The sequence below is a fragment of the Halopseudomonas pelagia genome (assembly GCF_009497895.1).
Classification (GTDB): Bacteria; Pseudomonadota; Gammaproteobacteria; order Pseudomonadales; family Pseudomonadaceae; genus Halopseudomonas; species Halopseudomonas pelagia_A.
The window spans coordinates 796138-817781 of sequence record NZ_CP033116.1; the positions used below are offsets into that span (position 1 = coordinate 796138).

The 21644-nt window shown below is 58.8% G+C and carries 24 protein-coding genes and 1 riboswitch; of the genes, 19 read left to right on the forward strand and 5 right to left on the reverse strand.

Translation table 11 applies throughout. The features are described from left to right. Positions 1–92: 92 nt before the first annotated feature. The 13 genes from nrdR to EAO82_RS03865 all read left to right on the forward strand — a co-directional run bounded on the left by nrdR (position 93) and on the right by EAO82_RS03865 (position 9939). Positions 93–566 (forward strand): transcriptional regulator NrdR, encoded by a 474-nt coding sequence (gene nrdR, locus EAO82_RS03805; RefSeq protein WP_096347339.1) that lies wholly within the window; start codon positions 93–95, stop codon positions 564–566. Next, positions 559–1692 (forward strand): bifunctional diaminohydroxyphosphoribosylaminopyrimidine deaminase/5-amino-6-(5-phosphoribosylamino)uracil reductase RibD, encoded by a 1134-nt coding sequence (ribD, locus tag EAO82_RS03810; protein ID WP_096347340.1) that lies wholly within the window; start codon positions 559–561, stop codon positions 1690–1692. Before nrdR ends, ribD begins: the two co-directional genes overlap by 8 nt. Before the next feature lie 12 nt (positions 1693–1704). Beyond that, on the forward strand, positions 1705–2961 hold the full coding sequence (gene nhaD / locus EAO82_RS03815; protein WP_096347341.1) for a sodium:proton antiporter NhaD: 1257 nt from the start codon (positions 1705–1707) through the stop codon (positions 2959–2961). A 31-nt stretch (positions 2962–2992) separates the two neighbouring features. Next, positions 2993–3661, forward strand: coding sequence for a riboflavin synthase (locus EAO82_RS03820; protein ID WP_096347342.1), 669 nt, complete (start codon positions 2993–2995; stop codon positions 3659–3661). A 22-nt stretch (positions 3662–3683) separates the two neighbouring features. Further along, positions 3684–4778, forward strand: coding sequence for a bifunctional 3,4-dihydroxy-2-butanone-4-phosphate synthase/GTP cyclohydrolase II (gene ribBA / locus EAO82_RS03825; RefSeq protein WP_096347343.1), 1095 nt, complete (start codon positions 3684–3686; stop codon positions 4776–4778). Positions 4779–4836: 58 nt separating this feature from the next. Continuing rightward, the gene (gene ribE, locus EAO82_RS03830; RefSeq protein ID WP_096347344.1) at positions 4837–5316 is read left to right on the forward strand and encodes a 6,7-dimethyl-8-ribityllumazine synthase; all 480 of its coding nucleotides are present in this window, start codon (positions 4837–4839) and stop codon (positions 5314–5316) included. Further along, the gene (gene nusB / locus EAO82_RS03835) at positions 5313–5792 is read left to right on the forward strand and encodes a transcription antitermination factor NusB (protein ID WP_096347345.1); all 480 of its coding nucleotides are present in this window, start codon (positions 5313–5315) and stop codon (positions 5790–5792) included. Before ribE ends, nusB begins: the two co-directional genes overlap by 4 nt. A gap of 31 nt (positions 5793–5823) precedes the next feature. Further along, positions 5824–6816: a thiamine-phosphate kinase gene (thiL, locus tag EAO82_RS03840; protein WP_096347356.1), complete on the forward strand. Its 993-nt coding sequence runs from the start codon at positions 5824–5826 to the stop codon at positions 6814–6816. After that, positions 6809–7294 carry a phosphatidylglycerophosphatase A gene (locus EAO82_RS03845; RefSeq protein ID WP_096347346.1) on the forward strand — a complete coding sequence of 162 codons (486 nt, stop codon included), beginning with the start codon at positions 6809–6811 and terminating at the stop codon, positions 7292–7294. Before thiL ends, EAO82_RS03845 begins: the two co-directional genes overlap by 8 nt. Positions 7295–7336: 42 nt before the next feature. Then, complete coding sequence (locus EAO82_RS03850; protein WP_410402945.1) at positions 7337–7966, forward strand: TIGR02281 family clan AA aspartic protease; 630 nt, start codon at positions 7337–7339, stop codon at positions 7964–7966. Positions 7967–8090: 124 nt separating this feature from the next. Beyond that, the gene (gene ribA / locus EAO82_RS03855; RefSeq protein ID WP_096347348.1) at positions 8091–8702 is read left to right on the forward strand and encodes a GTP cyclohydrolase II; all 612 of its coding nucleotides are present in this window, start codon (positions 8091–8093) and stop codon (positions 8700–8702) included. Beyond that, complete coding sequence (locus tag EAO82_RS03860) at positions 8702–9127, forward strand: MFS transporter (RefSeq protein ID WP_096347349.1); 426 nt, start codon at positions 8702–8704, stop codon at positions 9125–9127. Before ribA ends, EAO82_RS03860 begins: the two co-directional genes overlap by 1 nt. Further along, positions 9127–9939 carry an ABC transporter substrate-binding protein gene (locus EAO82_RS03865; RefSeq protein WP_096347350.1) on the forward strand — a complete coding sequence of 271 codons (813 nt, stop codon included), beginning with the start codon at positions 9127–9129 and terminating at the stop codon, positions 9937–9939. The genes EAO82_RS03860 and EAO82_RS03865 overlap by 1 nt, the downstream gene beginning before the upstream one ends. A gap of 20 nt (positions 9940–9959) precedes the next feature. Here EAO82_RS03865 and EAO82_RS03870 read toward each other — a convergent pair whose 3' ends face one another. The 4 genes from EAO82_RS03870 to EAO82_RS03885 all read right to left on the reverse strand — a co-directional run bounded on the left by EAO82_RS03870 (position 9960) and on the right by EAO82_RS03885 (position 15357). Beyond that, complete coding sequence (locus EAO82_RS03870) at positions 9960–11792, reverse strand: TonB-dependent receptor domain-containing protein (RefSeq protein WP_096347351.1); 1833 nt, start codon at positions 11790–11792, stop codon at positions 9960–9962. A 155-nt stretch (positions 11793–11947) separates the two neighbouring features. Continuing rightward, positions 11948–12166: riboswitch (cobalamin riboswitch) on the reverse strand. A 96-nt stretch (positions 12167–12262) separates the two neighbouring features. Beyond that, positions 12263–14146 carry a 1-deoxy-D-xylulose-5-phosphate synthase gene (gene dxs / locus EAO82_RS03875; protein ID WP_096347352.1) on the reverse strand — a complete coding sequence of 628 codons (1884 nt, stop codon included), beginning with the start codon at positions 14144–14146 and terminating at the stop codon, positions 12263–12265. Positions 14147–14233: 87 nt separating this feature from the next. Further along, positions 14234–15121 (reverse strand): polyprenyl synthetase family protein, encoded by an 888-nt coding sequence (locus EAO82_RS03880; protein WP_096347353.1) that lies wholly within the window; start codon positions 15119–15121, stop codon positions 14234–14236. Further along, positions 15118–15357, reverse strand: coding sequence for an exodeoxyribonuclease VII small subunit (locus EAO82_RS03885; protein WP_096347357.1), 240 nt, complete (start codon positions 15355–15357; stop codon positions 15118–15120). Before EAO82_RS03885 ends, EAO82_RS03880 begins: the two co-directional genes overlap by 4 nt. A gap of 484 nt (positions 15358–15841) precedes the next feature. Between EAO82_RS03885 and EAO82_RS03890 the strand changes: the two genes are divergently transcribed. The 6 genes from EAO82_RS03890 (at position 15842) to EAO82_RS03915 (ending at position 20257) form a co-directional block, all read left to right on the forward strand. Next, positions 15842–16210, forward strand: coding sequence for a hypothetical protein (locus EAO82_RS03890; RefSeq protein ID WP_153274264.1), 369 nt, complete (start codon positions 15842–15844; stop codon positions 16208–16210). Positions 16211–16278: 68 nt separating this feature from the next. Next, complete coding sequence (locus EAO82_RS03895; RefSeq protein ID WP_153274265.1) at positions 16279–16605, forward strand: hypothetical protein; 327 nt, start codon at positions 16279–16281, stop codon at positions 16603–16605. A gap of 10 nt (positions 16606–16615) precedes the next feature. Beyond that, positions 16616–18034: a TolC family protein gene (locus EAO82_RS03900; RefSeq protein WP_153274266.1), complete on the forward strand. Its 1419-nt coding sequence runs from the start codon at positions 16616–16618 to the stop codon at positions 18032–18034. A 1-nt stretch (position 18035) separates the two neighbouring features. Then, positions 18036–19427 carry a multicopper oxidase family protein gene (locus EAO82_RS03905; protein WP_153274267.1) on the forward strand — a complete coding sequence of 464 codons (1392 nt, stop codon included), beginning with the start codon at positions 18036–18038 and terminating at the stop codon, positions 19425–19427. A gap of 19 nt (positions 19428–19446) precedes the next feature. Continuing rightward, entirely contained in the window at positions 19447–19941 is a 495-nt protein-coding gene (locus EAO82_RS03910; protein WP_153274268.1) for a plastocyanin/azurin family copper-binding protein, read from the forward strand. A 19-nt stretch (positions 19942–19960) separates the two neighbouring features. After that, positions 19961–20257 (forward strand): copper-binding protein, encoded by a 297-nt coding sequence (locus EAO82_RS03915; protein ID WP_096348492.1) that lies wholly within the window; start codon positions 19961–19963, stop codon positions 20255–20257. Positions 20258–20299: 42 nt separating this feature from the next. On the opposite strand, the gene EAO82_RS03920 is transcribed toward EAO82_RS03915, so the two are convergent. Beyond that, the gene (locus tag EAO82_RS03920; RefSeq protein ID WP_096348493.1) at positions 20300–21574 is read right to left on the reverse strand and encodes a hypothetical protein; all 1275 of its coding nucleotides are present in this window, start codon (positions 21572–21574) and stop codon (positions 20300–20302) included. Positions 21575–21644 lie beyond the last annotated feature (70 nt).

Here is a 21644-nt window from a genome sequence, read left to right on the forward strand (position 1 = left end):
CATAAAGGCCACAATCCCGGGGTGCGACGGTCATTTAACCCCGGCGCACATCGGAGTAAGATGTGCCGCGCATGCCCAACAGGAAGTCTGCTATGCACTGTCCCTTCTGTGGTGCCAATGACACCAAAGTGATCGATTCGCGTCTGGTGGCCGAAGGCGACCAGGTACGCCGGCGGCGCGAATGCCTGGCCTGTCAGGAACGCTTTACTACCTTTGAAACCGCCGAGCTGGTGCTGCCGCGCCTGATCAAGGGTGACGGCCGTCGTCAGCCCTTTGATGAGGAGAAGCTGCGCGCGGGCATGCTGCGTGCACTGGAAAAGCGTCCGGTCAGTGTCGAGCAGATCGAGGCTGCCATTGGCCATATCAAGCACCGTCTGCGCGCCACCGGTGAACGTGAAGTGAAGGCGATGGTGGTCGGCGAGATGGTCATGAACGAACTCAAGCAGCTTGATGAGGTAGCTTATATTCGTTTCGCCTCGGTCTACCGCCGCTTCCAGGATCTGAACCAGTTCCGCGAAGAAATCGAACGCCTCTCACGACGTGACAAGGACGAGCCGGATGCCTGATCAGGACACTCTCGACAGCCGCATGATGGCCCGCGCACTGCAGCTAGCCTATAAAGGCCTGTACACCACCGAACCCAATCCCCGTGTTGGCTGTGTGCTGGTACGTGATGGCGAGATTGTCGGCGAGGGCTGGCATGCCCGCGCGGGCGAAGGTCACGCGGAAGTCAATGCACTGGCGCAGGCTGGCGCGCAGGCACGTGGGGCCACGGCCTATGTGACCTTGGAGCCGTGTAGCCACACCGGCAAAACCCCGCCCTGTGCCGACGCCTTGATTGAGGCGGGTGTCGCTCGCGTAGTGGCAGCCATGCAGGATCCCAATCCCCTGGTCGCGGGCAAAGGTTTGGCGCGCTTGCAACAGGCAGGTATTGAGGTTGAATGCGGGCTTCAGGAAGCCGAAGCCCGCGCGTTGAACCCTGGTTTCATCAAGCGCATGCAGACCGGCATGCCCTATGTGCGCGTCAAGTTGGCCATGAGCCTGGATGGCCGCACGGCCATGGCCAGCGGTGAAAGCCAGTGGATAACCGGGCCTGACGCCCGCTCTGACGTGCAGCGCTTGCGTGCGCGCAGCGGTGCGGTAATCAGCGGCGCCGACGCGGTGCTGCTGGATGATTCTGCCCTGACAGTGCGTGCCGCCGAGTTGGGCTTGCCTGAGGCAGAAGCGGCCGCCGCAGCGGCCCGGCAGCCACTGCGGGTGTTGGTCGATGGGCGCTTGCGCGTGCCGTTGGAAAATCGCCTGTTCCGTGAGGCGGGCCCCTTGCTGGTGGCTTGCAAGTTGTTGCGCGGTCGGGTTCAGGGCTATGTGTTTGCTGGCGCCGAACTCCTTACCCTGCCGGATAAGGCGCAGGAGTATGTGGACCTCAAGGCGCTGCTGCAGGAGTTGGCAAAAAGAGGCTGCAATGAAGTGCTGGTGGAGTCCGGAGCACGCTTGGCAGGCGCGTTCGTCAATGCCGGGCTGGTAGATGAGTTAGTGGTGTATATGGCGCCAAGGCTGCTGGGCAGCCGGGCGCGACCCTTGTTGGAATTGCCCTTCGACAACATGGCCGAGGCCATGCAGCTTGAAGTGACCGACATGCGGGTTGTCGGCCGTGACTGGCGAATCACGGCGCGACCGGTTTTCCCTTCCTGAGAGTGTTTCATCATGCAAATGGCAGTTCAGTGGTTGCTGATTCTAATGGCGATAGCCGCGTTTCTGGGTGTAGTACTTGAAGAGCTGATTCACGTTAACAAGGCCAAGGTGGTACTGTTTTTTGGCGCTCTGGCGTGGATGGTGTTGTTTATTGCCGCCCCCGATGAGGCGTTCCGAAGTGAGGTAAACGAAGCGCTGACGGAAAACATTACCGATATCGCCAGCCTCTGGTTATTTCTGCTGGCGACCATGACCTTTGTTGCTTACCTGAACAAGAAAGGTCTGATTGAAAACATCATCTACAGCATTCTTCCTGGCCAGATCACTGAGCGAAAGCTCCTGTTCCTGACCGGCCTGTTCTGTTTCGTTTTCTCTTCGATCGCCGACAACATCACTGCAACGCTGGTCTCGGTGGCGCTGGTACTCAGCCTCAAGCTTGAACTGCGTAAAACCCTGAGGTTTGCCACGCTGGTCGTGTTTGCGGTGAACTCCGGTGGTGTCGCGATGATTACCGGTGACGTCACGACCCTGATGATCTTCCTCGCCGACAAGGTGGAAATTACCCACTTGTTGTTGCTGGCGCTGCCGGCCTTTATGGCGGTCATGCTGTTGGCAGCACTGCTTTCGGTGGGCCTGAGTGGCGAGGTGGTGATCGAGAAAGGCACTCTGCAGCCGGTGCGTGGTGTTGATAAGGTGATAGGTCTGGTTTTTCTACTGACCATTGTCGGCACCATTCTGGGCAGCTTGCTGTACTCGATTCCGCCTGTTCTGACGTTCCTTACCGGGCTGGCACTGATGTTTTTGATTGCACGGTTTTTCAATGAAGACATCGAGAACGATCCGATTCTGGAATACGTTCGCGCTATCGAGTTCGAGACATTGCTGTTCTTCCTGGGCGTGCTTCTGCTGGTCGGCATGTTGCAGTTCATCGGCGTGCTGCAAGGCCTGACAGCTCTGTATGACGTGGTCCCGGTAATGCTCGCCAACTTCCTGATGGGCATGTTGTCGGCGCTGATCGACAACGTTCCCCTGACGGCCGCCTTGCTGAAATCCGACCTGCAAATGGGCACCGCCGAGTGGATGGGTCTGACTTATGCTGTCGGAGTAGGGGGATCATTGCTTATAATTGGCTCCGCTGCGGGTATTGTTGCGATGAGCAAGCTGCCCGGGCTGACCTTCATGACCTATATGCGCAGCTTCGGCCTGCTGTTTATCGCCTTCACTTTTGGCTTTCTGGCAGTGTACGGGCTAGGGTTGCTGGTCAGCTGAATCTTTCCTTCCACGTTAGCGAGACGTACAGATGTTTACAGGCATTATTGAAGCAGTCGGTCATATTCAGAGCATGCAGCCACGCGGTGGTGATGTGCGCCTGTACGTCAAGACCGGCAAGCTGAGTCTGGACGACGTCAAGCTGGGTGATAGCATTGCCGTCAACGGCGTCTGCCTGACCGCAGTTGAACTGCCGGGTGATGGCTTCTGGGCGGATGTCAGCCAGGAAACCATTCGCCGTACCGCTCTGTCGCGGCTCAAGGAAGGCAGCAAGGTCAATCTTGAAAAAGCCCTGACGCCGTCAACACGGCTCGGTGGCCATCTGGTCAGCGGTCATGTTGATGGCGTCGGCAAAGTGCTTTCCATGAACGAAGATGCGCGCTCCTGGCATTTCCGTATTGAAGCGCCAGCCAATCTGGCGCGCTACATCGCCGAGAAAGGCTCGATTACTGTCGATGGCACCAGCCTGACGGTCAACAGCGTGGACGGCGCCGTGTTCGATCTGAACATCGTGCCGCATACCATGCAGGAGACTGTGATGGGCGGGTATCAGGTCGGCGCTCCGGTCAATCTCGAAGTTGACCTGATTGCGCGCTACCTCGAACGTCTGCTGCTGGGTGACAAGGCGGCTGAATCCGGCGCTGGCAGCAGCACGCTAAGTATGTCCTTTCTGGCCGAAAACGGCTTCCTGAAGCCTTGATCAACGTGCCCGGGAGGGCCGTATGAAACTCAATACAATCGAAGAACTGCTCGAAGACATTCGGGCTGGCAAGATGGTCATCCTGATGGATGACGAAGATCGCGAGAATGAAGGCGACCTGATCATGGCAGCGCAAGCCTGCCAGGCTGAGCACATCAATTTCATGGCGCGCTATGGTCGCGGCCTGATCTGCATGCCCATGAGCCTCGAGCATTGCGAGCGCTTGAAGCTGCCGTTGATGGTGCAGCGCAACAATTCCGGCTTCGGTACCAAATTTACCGTGTCCATTGAGGCGGCTGTTGGCGTCAGCACCGGTATTTCCGCTGGCGACCGGGCGCGTACAGTGCAGGCAGCAGCTGCGCCGGGCGCGGTGGCTGATGATATCGTCAGCCCCGGACATATCTTCCCGCTGATGGCGCAGCCTGGTGGCGTGCTGGCGCGGGCCGGGCATACCGAGGCAGCCTGTGATCTGGCACGCATGGGCGGGTTTGGCGAGTCCGGGGTGATCTGCGAGATCATGAACGACGACGGCAGCATGTCTCGTCGCCCGGAGCTGGAGGCGTTCGCCGAACAGCACAACCTGAAGATTGGCACCATTGCTGACCTGATTCACTACCGCCTGCTCAACGAGCGCACGGTCAAGCGTGTGTCCGAGCAGCCGCTGGAAACCGAGCTGGGCACCTTCAATCTGGTGACCTACCGCGACAGCCTGGAAGGCGCAGTGCACCTGGCGTTGACCCTGGGCAAGCTGGAGCCGGAGGAGCCGACCTTGGTGCGCGTGCACAATATGGACCCGCTGCGCGACCTGTTCATGGTCAAGCAGCCGGAGCGTTGGAGCTTGCGTGCGGCCATGGCCAAACTGGCCGAGGAAGGTCATGGCGTGGTACTGCTGCTGGGCAACCAGATGGGCGCCGACGAGCTGTTGCATCACGTCAACCAGTTGGCCGGCACCGATACGCCCGAACGCCAGCCGACCACCTACAATACGGTAGGCGCCGGTTCACAGATTCTGCGCGACCTCGGCGTGCGCAAGATGCGCCTGCTGTCCAAGCCAATGAAGTTCAACGCCATATCCGGCTTTGATCTGGAAGTAGTAGAATATCTGCCCTGCGAATAAACGCACCCGATCCACGACTGCGCCCGGTGCGCAGTCGGTTCTTTAAGAGAGAGACAACATGTCAGTTATACGTACCATCGAAGGCGATTTCATGGCGACCCAAGGCCGCTACGCACTGGTTGTTGGACGCTTCAACAGCTTTGTGGTCGAAAGCCTGCTGTCCGGCGCCATTGATGCGCTGAAGCGCCATGGGGTGAAGGATGCCGATATCACCATCATCCGTACTCCAGGTGCGTTCGAGATCCCCCTGGTGGTGAAGAAAGTCGCCGAGATGAAGCAGTTCGACGCGATTGTTACGCTGGGCGCGGTCATTCGCGGTGGTACGCCGCATTTCGAATATGTCGCTGGCGAGTGCGTCAAAGGCATCGGCAGCCTGTCCCTGGAATACGGTATTCCGGTGGCGTTCGGCGTATTGACCGTCGATAGCATTGAGCAGGCCATTGAGCGCTCCGGCACCAAGGCTGGCAACAAGGGCGCAGAAGCGGCCATGTCCGCATTCGAGATGGTTAGCCTGTTCAAGCAGTTGGAGGCGAAGTGAGCGAGTCTGACTCCCAGCCAGTTACCGCCGGCAAGCCCAAGGCTTCAGCCCGGCGCAAGGCTCGCAGCTTCGCGCTGCAAGCGCTCTATGGCTGGCACGTGGCAGACCTGCCGCTGTCCGATATTGAAGCGCAGTATCGTACCGACAACGACTTCGCCAAGGTTGACGGCGCCTATTTTCACGAGCTGTTGACCGGCGTGGGCAAGAATCTCACCGAGCTGGATGAGTGCCTGGCTACCGTGCTTGATCGCCCGGTAAAAGAACTCGACCCTATCGAACTCGCAACCTTGCGCATCGGCGTGTACGAATTGATGTTCCGCATTGATGTGCCCTACAAAGTGGTGATCAACGAGGGCATCGAGTTGGCCAAGACCTTCGGTGCGACCGATGGGCACAAATACGTCAACGGTATTCTCGACAAGCTCGCACCGCGCCTGCGCAGTGCCGAAGTCAACGCGTCCCGCCGGGGACGCTGAATGTCGCCGGCAGGAGGCTGTCGCCATGCCGCTGGGTGAGTTTGAACTGATCCACCGCTACTTCCAGGGTCCTGCCCTGGAAGCGGCGGGCGACGTTGGGGCCATTACCCTGGGTATTGGTGATGACGCCGCTCTGCTGCAGCCCGACCCAGATAAGCAGTGTGTGGTTTCTACTGACAGTCTGGTGCTCGGCACTCATTTCCCCGAACATTATCTGCCCGCTGATCTGGGTTACCGCGCGCTTGCCGTCGCGGTGAGCGACTTGGCGGCGATGGGCGCCAGGCCGTTGGGCTTTACCTTGGCGCTGACGTTGCCGCAGGTTGACGAAGACTGGCTGGCGGGTTTTGCCCAGGGTCTGGCCCAGGCGGCCGAGGATCACCGTATTTGTCTGGTCGGTGGCGATACCACGCGCGGCCCGTTGAATATTGGCGTGACGGTTATCGGCCAGGTTGCCGCGCGCAAGGTAGTCCGCCGCAAAGGCGCACAACCGGGAGACCTGGTGTGCGTGGGTGGCCCATTGGGTGATGGTGGCGCAGGTCTGGCGGTAGTGCTTGGCGAAACGCTTCCCGAACAGCTCAGCGATGCCGCGCGAGAGTATCTCGCCAAGCGTTTTTGGCGGCCTCGCGCTCAGTGCGAACTGGGACTTGAGTTGGCTGGCATTGCCAGTGCTGGCTTGGATGTATCAGACGGGCTGCTGGCAGATGCCGGTCATCTCGCGCGGAGCAGCGATGTGGCTTTGCATATGCGCTATGCCGACCTGCCTTGCTCCCCCGCGCTACAGGCCTGGCCTGAGGCGCAACGCCGGGAGTGGATGCTGGGTGCGGGTGATGACTATGTGCTGCTTTTTACTCTTCCGGTCGCCAGCCGCTCCTGCCTTGATGTGTGGTTATCCCAGGGCCACCAGGTAAAGGTGATTGGTGAAGTGGTTGCAGGGCAGGGGGTGTGGCTGGATGATGGGCAGCAACTGGTGAACATGGATAGCCTCGCGGGCTACCAACACTTCAAGGATACAACCGATGACTGACCTGCAGCCGCACGCTCCCGCTTCCGTGTGGCGCAACCCGATCCATTTTCTCGCCTTCGGCTTCGGCAGTGGGGCGATTCCCAAGGCTCCGGGTACCTGGGGCACACTTGCCGCCGTGCCCTTTGTACTGATCTGGCAACAGTTGCCGCTGGCCGGGTATGTGCTGGTGCTGGTGGTCGCAACCCTGCTGGGTATCTGGTTGTGTGACCGCACCGCCAAGGATATGGGCGTGCATGATCACGGCGGCATCGTCTGGGACGAATTCGTTGGCCTGTGGCTGACCATGTTGCTGGCGCCACCGGGATGGCTATGGCTGTTGGCCGGTTTTGCGCTGTTCCGATTGTTTGATATCTGGAAACCCTGGCCAATTGGCTGGGTAGATCGGCGGGTCGGCGGCGGCTTCGGCATCATGCTGGACGATCTTCTCGCCGGCCTCATGGCGCTGCTGGTATTGTTAGCAGCCGAACTGTTGATCTGACACTGGCGAGGAACGGACACCATGCCCCTGCTTTATCCCACCCTGTTGCGCCTGAGTGTGCTGCTGTTGCTCAGCCCCGCAGCCGTCGCCGATCCGTCAGTGAGAGTGGTCGGTCTGTTTGCTGGCGCCGCGGTGGTCAATATTGACGGTCAGCGGCATATGTTGCGGATCGGTCAGCCCGGCCCCCAAGGTATTGAGCTGGTAGCCGCAGACAGCACCACCGCCACGCTGCGCATCAACGGCCAGACTCGCCAGTTCGGCATGCAGCGCGACTACACCGACGGATTCGCTGAGCGCGCCACTACCCAGGTAAGCATCCCGCGCGGCAGGGGTGGACACTACCGTGTCACCGGCTCGATCAACGGCCAGACCGTTCAGTTTATGGTCGACACCGGAGCGACCAGCGTCGCCATGAGCTCTTTCGAGGCACAGCGGCTGGGCATCGACTATCGGGTCACCGGCTCCGAAGTGCGGGCCACTACCGCTAGTGGTCAGGTTGCGGGCTACCGGGTAACGCTTGCCCGGGTCAAAGTGGGCGATGTCGAACTGACCAATGTCGACGGTCTGATTCTGGAAGGCGGCTTTCCCACCGAAGTATTGCTCGGCAACAGCTATCTGAACCGCATACGTATGGTGGACCAGAACGGCACCCTGATATTGGAAAGCCGCTGAGGCGCCTGGCGCGGCTCGTTTCAGGAAATGCTGATACATTCCATCCGGTGCTTTACGTCGCGGCGCGGGCATTCTCCTGATAATATAGCTGCCCCTTATTGCAGCGGCTGTACAGGAGACCGGTGTGTCAGTCACCTTTGTTGCGTCATCCAAATTGCCTACCCGATGGGGTACGTTCACCATGCACGGTTTCCTCGAACAGGATACCGGCAAGGAACATGTTGTATTGACCATGGGCGATGTAGCCGATGGCAAGCCTGTGCTCGGCCGGCTGCATTCCGAGTGCCTGACCGGCGACGCGCTGTTCAGTCTGCGTTGTGATTGCGGTTTCCAGCTGGAAGCGGCTTTGCAGGCCATCGCCGAGGAGGGGCGCGGCGCGCTCCTGTATCTGCGCCAGGAAGGCCGGGGCATCGGCCTGATGAACAAGATTCGTGCTTATCACTTGCAAGATGGTGGTGCGGATACCGTCGAGGCCAACGAGCAACTGGGTTTTGGCGCCGATCAGCGTGACTACGCCATCTGCCAGCCAATACTCGCGCATCTGGGTATCACCAGCCTCAAGTTGCTGACCAATAATCCACGCAAGGTCAAAGCATTGGAAGGTTATGGCCTGAAGGTGACTGAACGGCTGCCGCTGGAGTTTGGACTCAACCCGCACAACAGCAAGTATCTGGCGACCAAGGCCGGCAAGCTCGGGCATATGCTTGGCGAGATGCACCAGGCGGAGGCGGAATAATGTTTGATGCACGTCCTCATTGGAAGGCCTTGCAGCGCAACTGGCGGATGCAGGCGGGTGTAACCCTGGTATTGCCGATTGCACTGGTATGGTTTATTGGCGAGCAGCCGGGCGCCTGGCCTGAGGGGGCTATTCCACTGTTCGTCGTTGGGCTGGCGACGCTGTTTCTATCCATCTGGCGCTTCCGCCATTACAAATCCGCGTTGATCGCTGCTGAAGCGCTGGGCGACCAGCCACAGGCGGAATCGGCTTGGGAAACCCTGCACAAGCAACAGCTGTTGGGTTTGATGAACGCCAAGTTTCCCGCGTGGATGGGCATGCTGCAGTTTGTCTGCACCAACGAAATCGTCCCTCTGGTGTTGCTGGTGCTGGCCAGCATGGGCGTGATGTTGCTGTACCGTCCGCCCAGTGCCTGGGTGAAGTGATGCGCGCCGGCTGGCTGGCCGGGCTGTTGCTGTTTTGCCTACCGCTGGCAGCGGCTCCCCGGGTAGTCAGTCTGGCGCCGTTTCTTACCGATATGGTCGTGCAGCTGGACGCCGTAGATCAGCTGGTCGGTGTGCTGGACGACGGGCAACTGCCCCTTGAGCTGGAAAGCGTACCCCGCATCGGTAGCCATCAAAGCCTGTCCCGCGAGCTGATCCTGGCGCAGAATCCCGATCTGATTCTGGCCTGGACCTCAGGCAACCCCCCTGAATTACTCGACACCCTGGAAACCTGGGGTATTCGGGTCGAGCGTTTTGATCCCCAACGATTGGCTGATATCACCCAGATGACCCGTCGACTGGGCGTTTTGCTGGAGCGCCCAGCGGCGGCGGAAACGTTGCTTAGCGGCTATGAGCAGAAACTGCAGCGTCTGCACCGGCCTGTGACGAACAACGCCCCACGGGTATTCGTGCAGCTCTGGGACGAGCCTTTGTATACGGTCAGCGATAACCAGTTGATTGGTGATGCCTTGCGCCACTGCGGCGCGCGCAACGTGTTTGCAGATCTGTCGATTTACGCACCCCAGGTTGGGCTTGAGAGTGTGCTTGCGGCAGATCCGGATATGATTCTGGTAGTGGATGACCAGCCTGCAGCCGGGCATCCGTGGCTTCGACGCTGGCGTCAGTTTCCGCAAATGCGAGCGGTGCGCGAAGGGCAATTGAAGGTAATGAACGGCGATAGCCTGGTTCGACCAACGCCGCAAATTGTCCATGGTTTGCAGCGCTTATGTCGGCTGGTGGCACCGGCTGCATGACGCTGGCCGGTGCCGTACTGTCAGTAGCTAGGTGTCCAGCTCACAGATAGCTGGGCGTTGATATCGACCTCCCGGTAGCCGTAGGTCTGACCGTTGTAGTTATAGTTGGCCAGGCTGTAATCCTTATCCAGCAGATTGCCTACTTTCAGATCCCAGCGCAGCGCAGGGGTCATGTTCCAGCGTGCGCGGGCCTCGACCAGGCCGTAGCCGGATAGCTCCTGCTCGTTGGCCGGGTCGTTATAGCGCTGACTGTTGGCGCTAAGGCTGAAACCAATCCCGAACACACCCAATTGACGATCCACATCCAGACTTAACAGGCGCTTGGGTCGGCGTGGCAGTTGATTGCCGCTGTTACGATCACGCGGATCCAGCCAGGTTGCTGCGAGCAGCGTATCCCAACCGGCTACTTGAGTGCTGGCGCTCAACTCCAAACCATGGATCCGGGCGCGGCTAATGTTCTGGGCGGTGAAGAACGGGTCAAGCAGAATCAGGTCGTCAATATCGGTGCGGAATGCCGCAGCCTGTAACTGAGCGGCCTGCACTTGGCCGCGCCACTGCAGTTCATAGCTTTTGGAGCGCTCGGGGCGCAGGTTTGGATTTGCACCGAAGCTAGTGTAAAGATCGTTGAACGTGGGTGCGCGGAAGCCCTCCCCGTAGGATGCGACCACTTGCTGATTGTCGGTGATCGGCACAGTCAGCGCTGCGTTAAAGGTGTTGGCATTGCCAAATTGCTCGTTGTCATCATGCCGCCAACCCAATTCAGTCTGATATGCCTCGCCTTCAAATCGGTGTTGAACAAAAGCGGCACGGTTGTAGCGCTCGGTTTGCAGATAGCTGCCGGTGCTGCGCAGTCGATCCTGATACCAGTCCACACCGGTTTGCAGGCTGTGCTGCTCGGATAGGCGCAGACTGTTAAGCCAACTGGCAGAGTCGCGATAGGTGTTGTAGCTATAGGTAGCGGCCGGTCCGAAAGCGTTGGCATCATAATGACTGCTGCGCTTGTCTTCGGCGTGCCCAGCTTCTAGGCGAGTGGTCCATAGCTGACTGACTTGCCATTGCAGGTGCGTGGCTACAGTGCTTAACGTGAAATCGTCTTCAGGATTGCCATTCAGATCGTACTCGGTATTACCGCTCTGCTCGAGCAAGCGAACACCTGCTTCGACGTCGTCAGTAAAATTGTGACTGAGAGAGGCGTTGAATGCGCGATTGCGGTAACCGTCGTCGTCCTGGTCGCCTGCCTCTTCATGGCGGGTACGGTCAAAGCCGGCGGTTTCATTGAGGCTGGCGCCCAGATCAAAACGCGTCTGCTGGTTGCCTCCGGACATACCTACATGGCGACGGTAGGTGTTGTTGCTGCCGATGCCGGCGGTGACTCTGGGGTTGAGGCCAGACTCTCCCTGGCGGGTAAATATCTGCACTACACCGCCGATGGCGTCGGAACCATAGATAGCCGAACGGGGGCCGCGGATAACTTCGATACGCTCGATCTGATCAATATTGAGAAATTCCAGGCTTGGCTGCCCCGCCGAGGCGCTGCCGATGCGTTGTCCATCGACCAGTACCAGCGATTGGGTGCTGCCGGTTCCGCGCAGGGACAATGAGGTAAGGCTACCCTGTCCGCCTGTAGTGGTGACTGATGCGCCCGGAACCCGGCGCAGCAGATCTGCAACAGAGCTGGGCTGCAGACGTTCAATCTCGCTGCGGGTAAAAACGGTGGTCGCGGCCGGTGTTCTGGAAAGTGACTGTGCTTGCCGTGATGCTGTGACGACCGTGTCCGGCAGGTCTACCGCACTGTTGGCCAAGGCGATACCGGACGCCAGCAGGCCTGGGACGAGAAAAAGTACTCTGTTCATCATGAATCCTCAAAAGAAACGCTTTTGAGGAGGGCGAGAAGCCAGCGAAATCTGCCGGTAGAGCGGAGGGCAGCCATGCACTGGCCGGGTGACGCCCTCCGCGACACCTCAGCTACGAACCATGGCAGACGGGATCTTTGAATACCGGCACGCACAGGGTTCTTTACGCACAGGGCCGGTCTCCGGGCTCAGGATGCAAATAATGTGGCCTTCCCATACGCAGGCGTACAGTGGCGTGTTGCACATTACCGACAGACCCGTATCAGGGGGCTGTGATCCTTTACCGTTGCGGGGGCAGCGTCGGGGTTGCACCGACTTCCCGTTTCACCCTGCGGTTCGATGGCCGGCAGGGCACCCAGTGCGACTGGAAGCGGGATGGACTCTAGGGGCTAAGTGGCGGATGGTCAAGTCTGTTGCTGTGTTGGCCGCGAGCTGTAACCCGGGCCAACGTCGAGAATAGCGGGAAAATGTCAGCTGTTGAGGTGCAGGCGCTGGCGGATGGCAGCTTCGATACCGGCCGCATCCAGCCCGCATTCAGCGAGCATTTCTGCCGGCTTGGCGTGTTCCACATACACGTCTGGCAAGCCGAGGTTCAGAATGTTGACCGGCTTGCCCTGGCTCAGCAGCCACTCGTTCACTGCGCTGCCGGCACCACCCATGATGGCGTTTTCTTCCAGCGTGACCAGCAGCTCATGGCTGTCGGCCAATTGCTGGATAAGCGCGGTGTCCAGCGGTTTGACGAAGCGCATATTCGCCACGCTAGCATCCAGTACCTCGGCAGCTTTGAGTGCCTGGGCGTGCAGGGTGCCGAAACAGAGGATGGCGACCCCCTGACCCTGGCGGGTCAGCTGGCCTTTACCGATTGGCAATGGCTCTAAACTGCTGTTAATGGGCGTACCCGGGCCGGTCCCACGTGGGTAGCGTACTGCCGCAGGGCCGTTATGCAGAAAACCGGTGCTGAGCATCTGACGGGTTTCGTTTTCGTCGGCTGGCGCCATGATCAGCATATTCGGCAGGCAGCGCAGAAAGGACAGATCAAAGCTGCCAGCGTGCGTCGGGCCGTCTTCGCCAACCAGGCCGGCGCGGTCAATGGCAAAGAGTACGTCCAGATTCTGCACCGCGACATCATGGATCACTTGATCATAGGCACGCTGCAGAAAGGTCGAATAAATCGCCACCACCGGTTTGGCGCCTTCGCAGGCCATGCCGGCGGCCAGGGTAACTGCATGCTGCTCGGCAATCGCTACATCGAAATAGCGTTTCGGGTACTGTTCGCTGAACGCAATCAGGTCAGAGCCTTCTTTCATCGCCGGCGTAATACCCACGAGGCGCTGATCTTCCGCAGCCATGTCACACAGCCATTGGCCGAACACATTGGAATATTTCGGCTTGCTGATGCCGTTACTGGCGGGTTTGGGTTCCAGTTTGGTAATCGCGTGATAGCCGATCGGGTCGGCTTCAGCCGGGGAGAAACCCTTGCCTTTTTGCGTGACCACATGCAAAAACTGCGGGCCCTTGAGTTCGCGCATATTGCCTATGGTCGCGATCAGGGTTGGCAGGTCGTGGCCATCGATGGGCCCGATATAGTTCCAGCCCAGCTCTTCAAAAAGCGTGCCGGGCACCAGCATGCCTTTGGCGTGCTCTTCCGTGCGGCGAGCCAGTTCCCAGGCAGACGGAATCTTCGACAGCACTTTTTTACTGCCTTCACGCATATGCGAGTAGGTGCGGCTGGAGAGAATCTTCGCCAGGTAGTTGGACATGCCGCCGACATTGCGCGAGATCGACATATCATTGTCATTCAACACTACGAGCATATCGGCTTCGACGTCCGAGGCATGGTTGAGCGCCTCGAAGGCCATGCCCGCTGTCAGTGCGCCATCGCCGATTACCGCGACGGTCCGACGGTCCAGGCCTTGTAGCCGCGAGGCTACGGCCATGCCCAGTCCAGCGCTGATCGAAGTACTGGAGTGGCCCACACCAAAGGTATCGTAGGGGCTTTCATGGCGGCGCGGAAAGGCGGCCAGGCCGTCTTTCTGGCGCAAGGTGCTCATCTGCTCGCGGCGCCCGGTCAGAATCTTGTGTGGGTAGGCTTGATGGCCGACATCCCAGACGATCCGGTCTTCGGGCGTTTGGTAAATATAGTGCAGCGCAACAGTCAACTCGATCACGCCCAGGCCTGCACCGAAATGGCCGCCAGTCTGGCTGACGGTCCACAGCAGGTAGGCACGCAGCTCGTCGGCCAGTTCCGGCAGACGCTCTTCGTCCAGCTCACGCAGGCGAGCAGTGTCGTTCAGGCTGTCCAGCAACGGGGTGTGGGGCCGTTCGCGGGGTATTTCGTGAAAGGTGCTTGGCATCAAACAGGCTCTGGGTGCCGCATGCAGGGCAAGATTAAAACGGCAGTTTAACCGATGCGGCCTCTTAGCCCAACTAGCGCAGCCGGGTTAGAACCGTCTTTGTACAATAAAATCGGCTAGCTGGCGCAGGCGCAGAGCATCGTCAGCAAAGGGCTGCAGCGCCTCAATGGCTTGCAGGCGCAGCGTGTCAGCCAGTGCTCGCGCGCCATCCAGACCTAATAACGCTGGGTAGGTAGGCTTGTCGCGAGCCAGGTCAGCACCCTGTTGTTTGCCGAGTATGCTGGTGTCGCTTTCGATGTCGATAATGTCGTCCTGAACCTGGAAGGCCAGGCCGATACAGTCGGCATAAACGCCCAGCGCCTTGAGCTGCTCTTCGCTGACCTGCTCGCTGGCCAGAGCACCGAGTTGTACGCTGGCGCGAATCAACGCGCCGGTCTTGTGCCGGTGCATTTTCTCCAGCGTTGGTAGGTCAAGCTTCTCACCCACGGCGCCCAGATCAATCGCCTGACCACCGACCATGCCGTTCGGACCTGCAGTCGTAGCCAGTACCTCGATCATGCGCAGCCGGGTGTTCACCTGCAGGGCAGTGGCCTGAGCCAGCCACTGAAACGCCAGGGCTTGCAGCGCATCGCCGGCAAGAATGGCCGTGGCCTCGTCATAGGCGATATGGCAGGTGGGATGCCCGCGGCGCAGATCGTCGTCATCCATTGCCGGCAGATCGTCATGGATCAGCGAATACGCATGAATTGCCTCAACCGCTGCGGCGGCGGTATCGGCCTGCTCTGGCCGGCCGCCAAGCGCTTCGCAGCAGGCATAGGCGAGCATGGGACGAATACGTTTGCCGCCGTGCGTCACACTGTAACGAATCGCTGAAAACAACCGTTCCAGCCGCGGTTCTCCGGTCTGTAGCTGTTGCGTCAGGTAGGTGTCGATGCGGTGTTGGCAGGCGCTAAGATAGGCACCGAAATCGCTCATTCAGCGGGTCCGTCAAAGGGTTCAGTGGTCAGGTTGCCGTGTTGCTCGACCAGTAGCTGCACTTTCTGTTCTGCCTGGCTCAGCGCCTGTTGGCAATCGCGGGTCAGCGCCACGCCCTGCTCGAACGCCGTTAATGAATCTTCCAGGCTGAGTTCGCCACTTTCCAGCCGCTCGACCAGTTTTTGCAGGTCGCCCAGCGATTGTTCAAAATCCACGGCGACTTTTTTCTTGGCCATGTACATACCTCGTTTATCTGGCGAATCGGCAACCGGCTGAACATTACCCAAGGCTAATGGAGCGGTCAATCAACTGTAGACGTCATAAAAATAAAACAAGCTCAGGCTACAACCAATCTGGATCACCAAGCCCCGTTGTTTTCGGCGCGAGAGCGACGGCGTTGGTGACACTGGCATTATGGCGGCTGTGAGGAACGCCAGGAACGAGAAAAAATAGCGAGTTCATCAGACCTGCCCCCGGATCCGCCGCCGGTAATTAAGAAGTCGTTGCGTGAATTCTAGAGAGCCCTTCGCTGAGTTGTCGATTTTCTCGAGATGTGGTGGTTCAGTCAGCGCTTGGTTCAATAGTAACCGAGCGCTTTGTGCCCTCAGATAAACACGGGTCAGCCTGGTGAGATCGAAAGAGGCACCTGGTTACATCGGTGGCTGGATTATTGTTCGTCTCAGCGTTAACCTGCGTATAACAATTCCTTCAGGATGCTCAATGAAAACTGGCGTACTACGTACCTGTCTGCTTTGGCTGATGATCTTGATCATCCCGGCCCAGGCAGTTGCGGGTGCGTTTTCTACGTCTTGTGCAGCTACACCTCCTGCCACGCAGCAGAACGAGATGCCAGTTGAGCATGCCCATCATGCGATGGCCGAGCAGGCCCATGATGACACCGGCCAAGTGGTGCATAGCGGGTGTGTGCTTTGCGCGGTCAGTTGTCATGGCATCAGTGCTCTGACCAGTTGCAACAGCGAGCCTTTGGCTGTGTTTGCTCCGGTACTCTCTGGCGTACCGGCCTATCTATTGTTTGTCGGGCAAACCCCCGAGCCACTCAAACGACCTCCCCGCACCGTCCTCCTCTGAAACGATAACGGCTCCTGTTGAGCTGAACATTTCTGATCGGTAACACCGATCTGATCGCAGAGGTGGTCATGTTTTCCCCAATGTATTGTATTGGCGGCTTATTAGCCGTTCTGGCGTGGCACAGTCACGCCCAGGCAAACCAGCCCGATCCATCTGGCGCCGACGTCGTCCCGCCAGTGACTTACCAATCTCCATTGCACAGCTATCGAGGCTTTGAGCACCAGACTCCCGGCGACTGGCGTGAGGCCAATGCTACCGTCGGCCGTATAGGCGGTTGGCAAGCCTATGCGGCAGAGGTATGGGAGGCCAGCCAGTCGCAAGATGATGGCGCTGATGCCGACATTGATAACGCTGCCGATGCTGGCGGCGACGCCAATCCGCATCAACATCATTAAGGAGCTGGTTATGAACAAGACCAATACGGCTCTCGCGCGTTTGGGTTCCACCGGCGTGCTGCTGTTGACCCTGGCGGGCTGCGCGGGGCTGGCGCCTCAGAGTAGCCTTGAACAGGTTCAGCAACAGAGCGCCGAGCTGACCGGGCAGGATTCGCTGCATTGGGCCACCGAGCAGGATCAGCCGCCGGTGGTCCGCGAGCGTATCGCCGAGCTTCTGGCTGAGCCGTTAGCGCTGGAAAGTGCAGTGGAAATTGCGCTGATGAACAATCCCGGGCTGCAAGCTCGCTTGTTTGATCTGGGTATCGCTGATGCGCAGCGGGTACAGGCGAGCCGTTTACCGAATCCCGGCTTTTCCATCGGGCGCATGACGCGTGGCAGCGAAGTGGAGTGGGAGCGGGGGCTGCACCTTAATCTGGGCAGCTTGATCGCCTTGCCCTTAACCCGTCGCATAGCTGATGGCCAGAATGCGCAGGTACAGCGGGAAGTCAGCTTGTCGGTGATGCGGTTGGCAACGGATACGCGTATAGCCTGGTATCGCGCGGTCGCAGCGCAGCAGAGTCTGGCTTATAGCGAGCAGGTTCTGCAGGCGGCTGATGCAGGCGCGGAAATGGCTCATCGTATGGCCGCCGTGGGTAACTACAGTGCCTTGCAGAAAGCCCGTGAGCAGAGCTTTTACGCGGAAGCAGCACTGTCTCACCTGCAGGCCAGACAAGAGCAGGTCGCCAGCCATGAGCGGCTGGTCCGCTTGCTTGGTTTATGGGGTGAGCAGACGAATTTCACCCTGCCAGAGCGGCTGCCGGATGTGCCTGCTGAGCCATTGGACCAGCCAGATATCGAGCAGCAGGCCATGGCCAGTCGCCTGGATGTCCAGGCGGCCCAGCAGGGTGCCGAGCGCCTGGCAACCAACCTGAAGCTGGGTAAGGCAACGCGCTTTATCAATGTGCTGGAACTGGGCATCAGCAATAACAGCTCCAACGAAGAGCCCGTGCAACGTGGCTATGAAATTACCGTTGAGCTTCCGTTGTTCGATTGGAGCGGTGCTCGCATGGCCGGCAACGAGGCGCGATACATGCAGCAGCTGCAGCGGACCGCCGAAGTCGCAATCAATGCGCGTTCGCAGGTACGGGAGAGCTATCAGGCTTATCGCACAGCCTGGGATGTGGCAGCGCATTATCGTGATGAAATCGTCCCCCTGCGCAAGCGTATCAGTGAGGAAAACATGTTGCTCTACAACGGCATGTTTATCGGTGTATTCGAGCTACTTGCTGATGCGCGGGAGCAGATCTCCACAGTCAATCGTTATCTGCAGGCCCAGAGTGACTTCTGGGTGGCTCAGTCTGAACTGGACCTGGTTCGTTTTGGGCCAGTAACGCCGAGCGAGGCCAATAGCGCTTCCACCACACCCGCTTCCCCCGCCGGAGGGCACTAACATGGTTTCACGACGTGATTTCTTTATGGGCGCGGGTGCCATAACGGCAGCCGTTGCTGCCTCTTCGGTCAGCCGGGTTTCTTTGGCGGGGTTGCCCGAGCCAGTAATTCAGAGCAGCCCGGAGACCATGGCGCCGCTGGAGCCGAATACTGGCAGGCCTTACAAGCCGGTTGTGACGCTGAATGGCTGGACGCTGCCCTGGCGCATGAATAACGGTGTAAAGGAGTTTCACCTGGTTGCTGAACCGGTAGTGCGAGAGATGGCCCCAGGCTTCAATGCCCATCTCTGGGGCTATAACGGCCAATCGCCTGGGCCTACCATTGAAGTGGTAGAGGGGGACCGGGTCCGTATTTTTGTTACCAACAAGCTGCCGGAACATACCAGTATCCATTGGCATGGGCAGCGTTTGCCCAACGGCATGGATGGGGTAGCCGGCTTGAATCAGCGTGCTATCCCGGCAGGCAAAACCTACGTGTATGAGTTCGAAGCCAAGCGCCCCGGCACCTTTATGTATCACCCGCATGCGGATGAGATGGTGCAGATGGCCATGGGCATGATGGGCTTCTGGGTAACCCACCCGCGCGATGCTCATCCCAATATTGACGAGGTAGACCGCGATTACTGTTTTCTACTTAACGCCTATGACGTCGAGCCGGGAAGCTACACACCCAAGATCATGGAGATGCTTGACTTCAATATCTGGACGTTCAACAGCAGGGTCTTTCCTGGAATTGATCCCCTGGTTGCGCGCAAGGATGACAAGGTGCGGATTCGCGTCGGCAACCTGACCATGACCAACCACCCGATACATCTGCACGGCCACGAGTTTGAAGTTACCGGGACCGACGGTGGGCCGGTACCGCGCGGTGCACGCTGGCCGGAGGTGACCACGGACGTAGCCGTTGGTCAGATGCGGCAGATCGAGTTTATCGCCAGCGATTTGGGTGATTGGGCTTTTCACTGCCACAAGAGCCACCACACCATGAACGCCATGGGCCACGACGTGCCGACGATGTTGGGTGTTGATCATCGCAAGGTGGTTACCCAGATCAATAGTCTGATCCCGGATTACATGGTCATGGGCGAGCGGGGTATGGCAGATATGGCGGAGATGCAGATGCCGCTTCCGGAGAACACCATACCGATGATGACCGGCGACGGACCTTTCGGCTCAGTGGAGATGGGCGGTATGTTCACCATGCTCAAGGTGCGAGCAGACCAGCCTGCTGGTGATTACAGCGATCCTGGCTGGTACCAGCAGCCGGAAGGTACCCAGGCATTCGAGTGGACCGGGCCTCTACAAGAGCCGTCGCGTTTTAAATCGGAAGCATCCACTGGCAAGCCCGCTGTTGAAGTGCAAGTTCGTAAACCCACCGGACATTCCGGACATTAATCTGCAAGGGAAGCTATAAATGATGAGCAAATTAACATTGGTAGCGGCCGTGGCGGCGCTGAGCACGCTGTCTTTTGGTGTACTGGCGCATGGCGAGGCCGGAGAGAGCGAGCGTAGCATGATGCCTCCGGAGCAGAAGGCGTGGGGCATCGGCGCAAGTGAAGAGCAGGTTGATCGCGAACTGGTCATTCGGATGGACGACAGCATGCGCTTTACCCCGGACCATTTCGAAGTGGCCGAGGGGGAGACGCTGAAGCTGGTAATCAAAAACGAAGGGAAGATGCTGCACGAACTGGTTTTGGGCACGGCTGCAGAGCTGGAAGAGCATGCCGCACTGATGGCCAAATTTCCGGGTATGGAGCATGACGAGCCGTACATGGCACACGTAGCCGCGGGGCAAACGCAAACGCTGATCTGGACCTTCAATCGAGCCGGGCGCTTTGACTTTGCTTGCCTGCTGCCAGGGCACTTTCAAGCCGGCATGGTTGGCGGTCTTAACGTAAACACAAGATAATCCATGAGTGGAGAATGCGATGAAAAAAATAATGATGTTATTGCTGATGATGTTCGGGCTGGCAGCTGTGCCTGTCGTGGCCAGCAATCACCAGGCAATGACCGAAGGCGAATTGAGAAAAATCGATCAGACCGGGCAACGGGTGACGTTACGCCACGGACCGATCGATAACTTGAAAATGCCTCCCATGACCATGGTCTTCAAGGTCGAGAATGCGGCGGACCTGGAAGGGCTGGCCGCCGGGGACAAGGTCCGATTTCGGGCGGACAAGCAAGGCGACAGCTATGTTGTGACCGAGCTTGAAAAAAGCGAGTGAGCCTGCAGCTTTTGGTTTGTACCGCGCCTATGAAAGATCATTTCATGGGCCGGGATAAACCGGAGCAAAGCCGCCACCGACCGTACGAAAGTTGGTGGTTTGCCCCTGGTAAAGTCGGGCCGCTACCCACTGCACCTGAGTGTCATATACGTAATTGCGCAGGTCGAACTTGAGGACCTGCGGCGATGTGTTGCTACCCAACACGCGCTGGCCAGGAGCGATCAGAGCCTGAGCAACGTAGTTCCCTGCCAGAATATCTTCCCAGACGCGACGGGTGAGCTTGTCGCCGCGGTAGGCAGCACGACTGCCGTAACCCGCTGCAGGCTTGAAGAACAGTCCTTTACGTTGGGCCCAGAACTCTTCTGCTTTTTCGCGGTGGACCTGCTGCGTGCGCGGAATGCCTGCAAGCAGAGTCGTGCGGGTCTCAGGGGCGACACCTAGCCGCTGCAAATGGTCATCGCTGCTCAATATGATCAGATTGCGTTTATCCGAATAAAGGGCGTGGGCCTGGGGGTGCGGTGTCAGCACAGCAGCGCCGGCAAGGTGTGCCTCCCTGAGGTGTTCGTTAGCCGGCGACTCGAGCAGAAAATCAGTCAGCCGGTTGTACACCAGGTCGATTGCCAGATCACCATGCCACAAGCGACCGGAGCGCAGCTCCAGTTCCGCCGGATCGACGATAACCGCGCGTATACCCTGTCTTTCAAAAAGAGCCTGGAACAGCATGAACTCGGCGTAGAGATATTGGCTTGCCGGCTCAGTATCGACAATTGCGATACTGCGCAGTGGCTGCTTGCGCCCAGCTAACGCCCACTCATGACGAAACATAGCGACAATCTCAGCTTCGAAACGCTCCGCGAGCGCTGGCGGCGGAACTACGCCAGCCACTTCCGGGCAGCAGGCGCGTTGCGCCCGGGCCATCAGCGCGTTAAGCATGGCCCCGCCGGCGTTGGTATTGATCTCGATTAGCCCGAAGCCTTCCTGTGCGACGTGAAAATCATAGCCCATGAATACGCCGCGTGGGCCTGATGAATGTCTGGCAATTGCTGGGGCGTAAGCAAGGACTTCTTCCCGGTAAGTGGGTAAGGCGACCACTGACTCGACCGCGTAGATGAGATCCCGCATGCGCTTCATATGCGCTGGCGACACAAAGACAGGTCGAGCAGCAAACACAGTCGGACAGCGCTCTTGCAGCAACTGAAAAACGTCAGAGCGACCAGTCTCCGTTGCCAGCGCCTGACTCAGTGCGTGCTGGTCGAGGCTGACACAAAAACACTCGTTGTTAAGCCGTTGGATCAGATTAGACTGCTCGTTGCCCATGGATCAGATTATCTCTGTGTAGGGTGATGTGTCTCAGGTCGGGGCTCGCGATCTTAGGCCCGGTATGCAT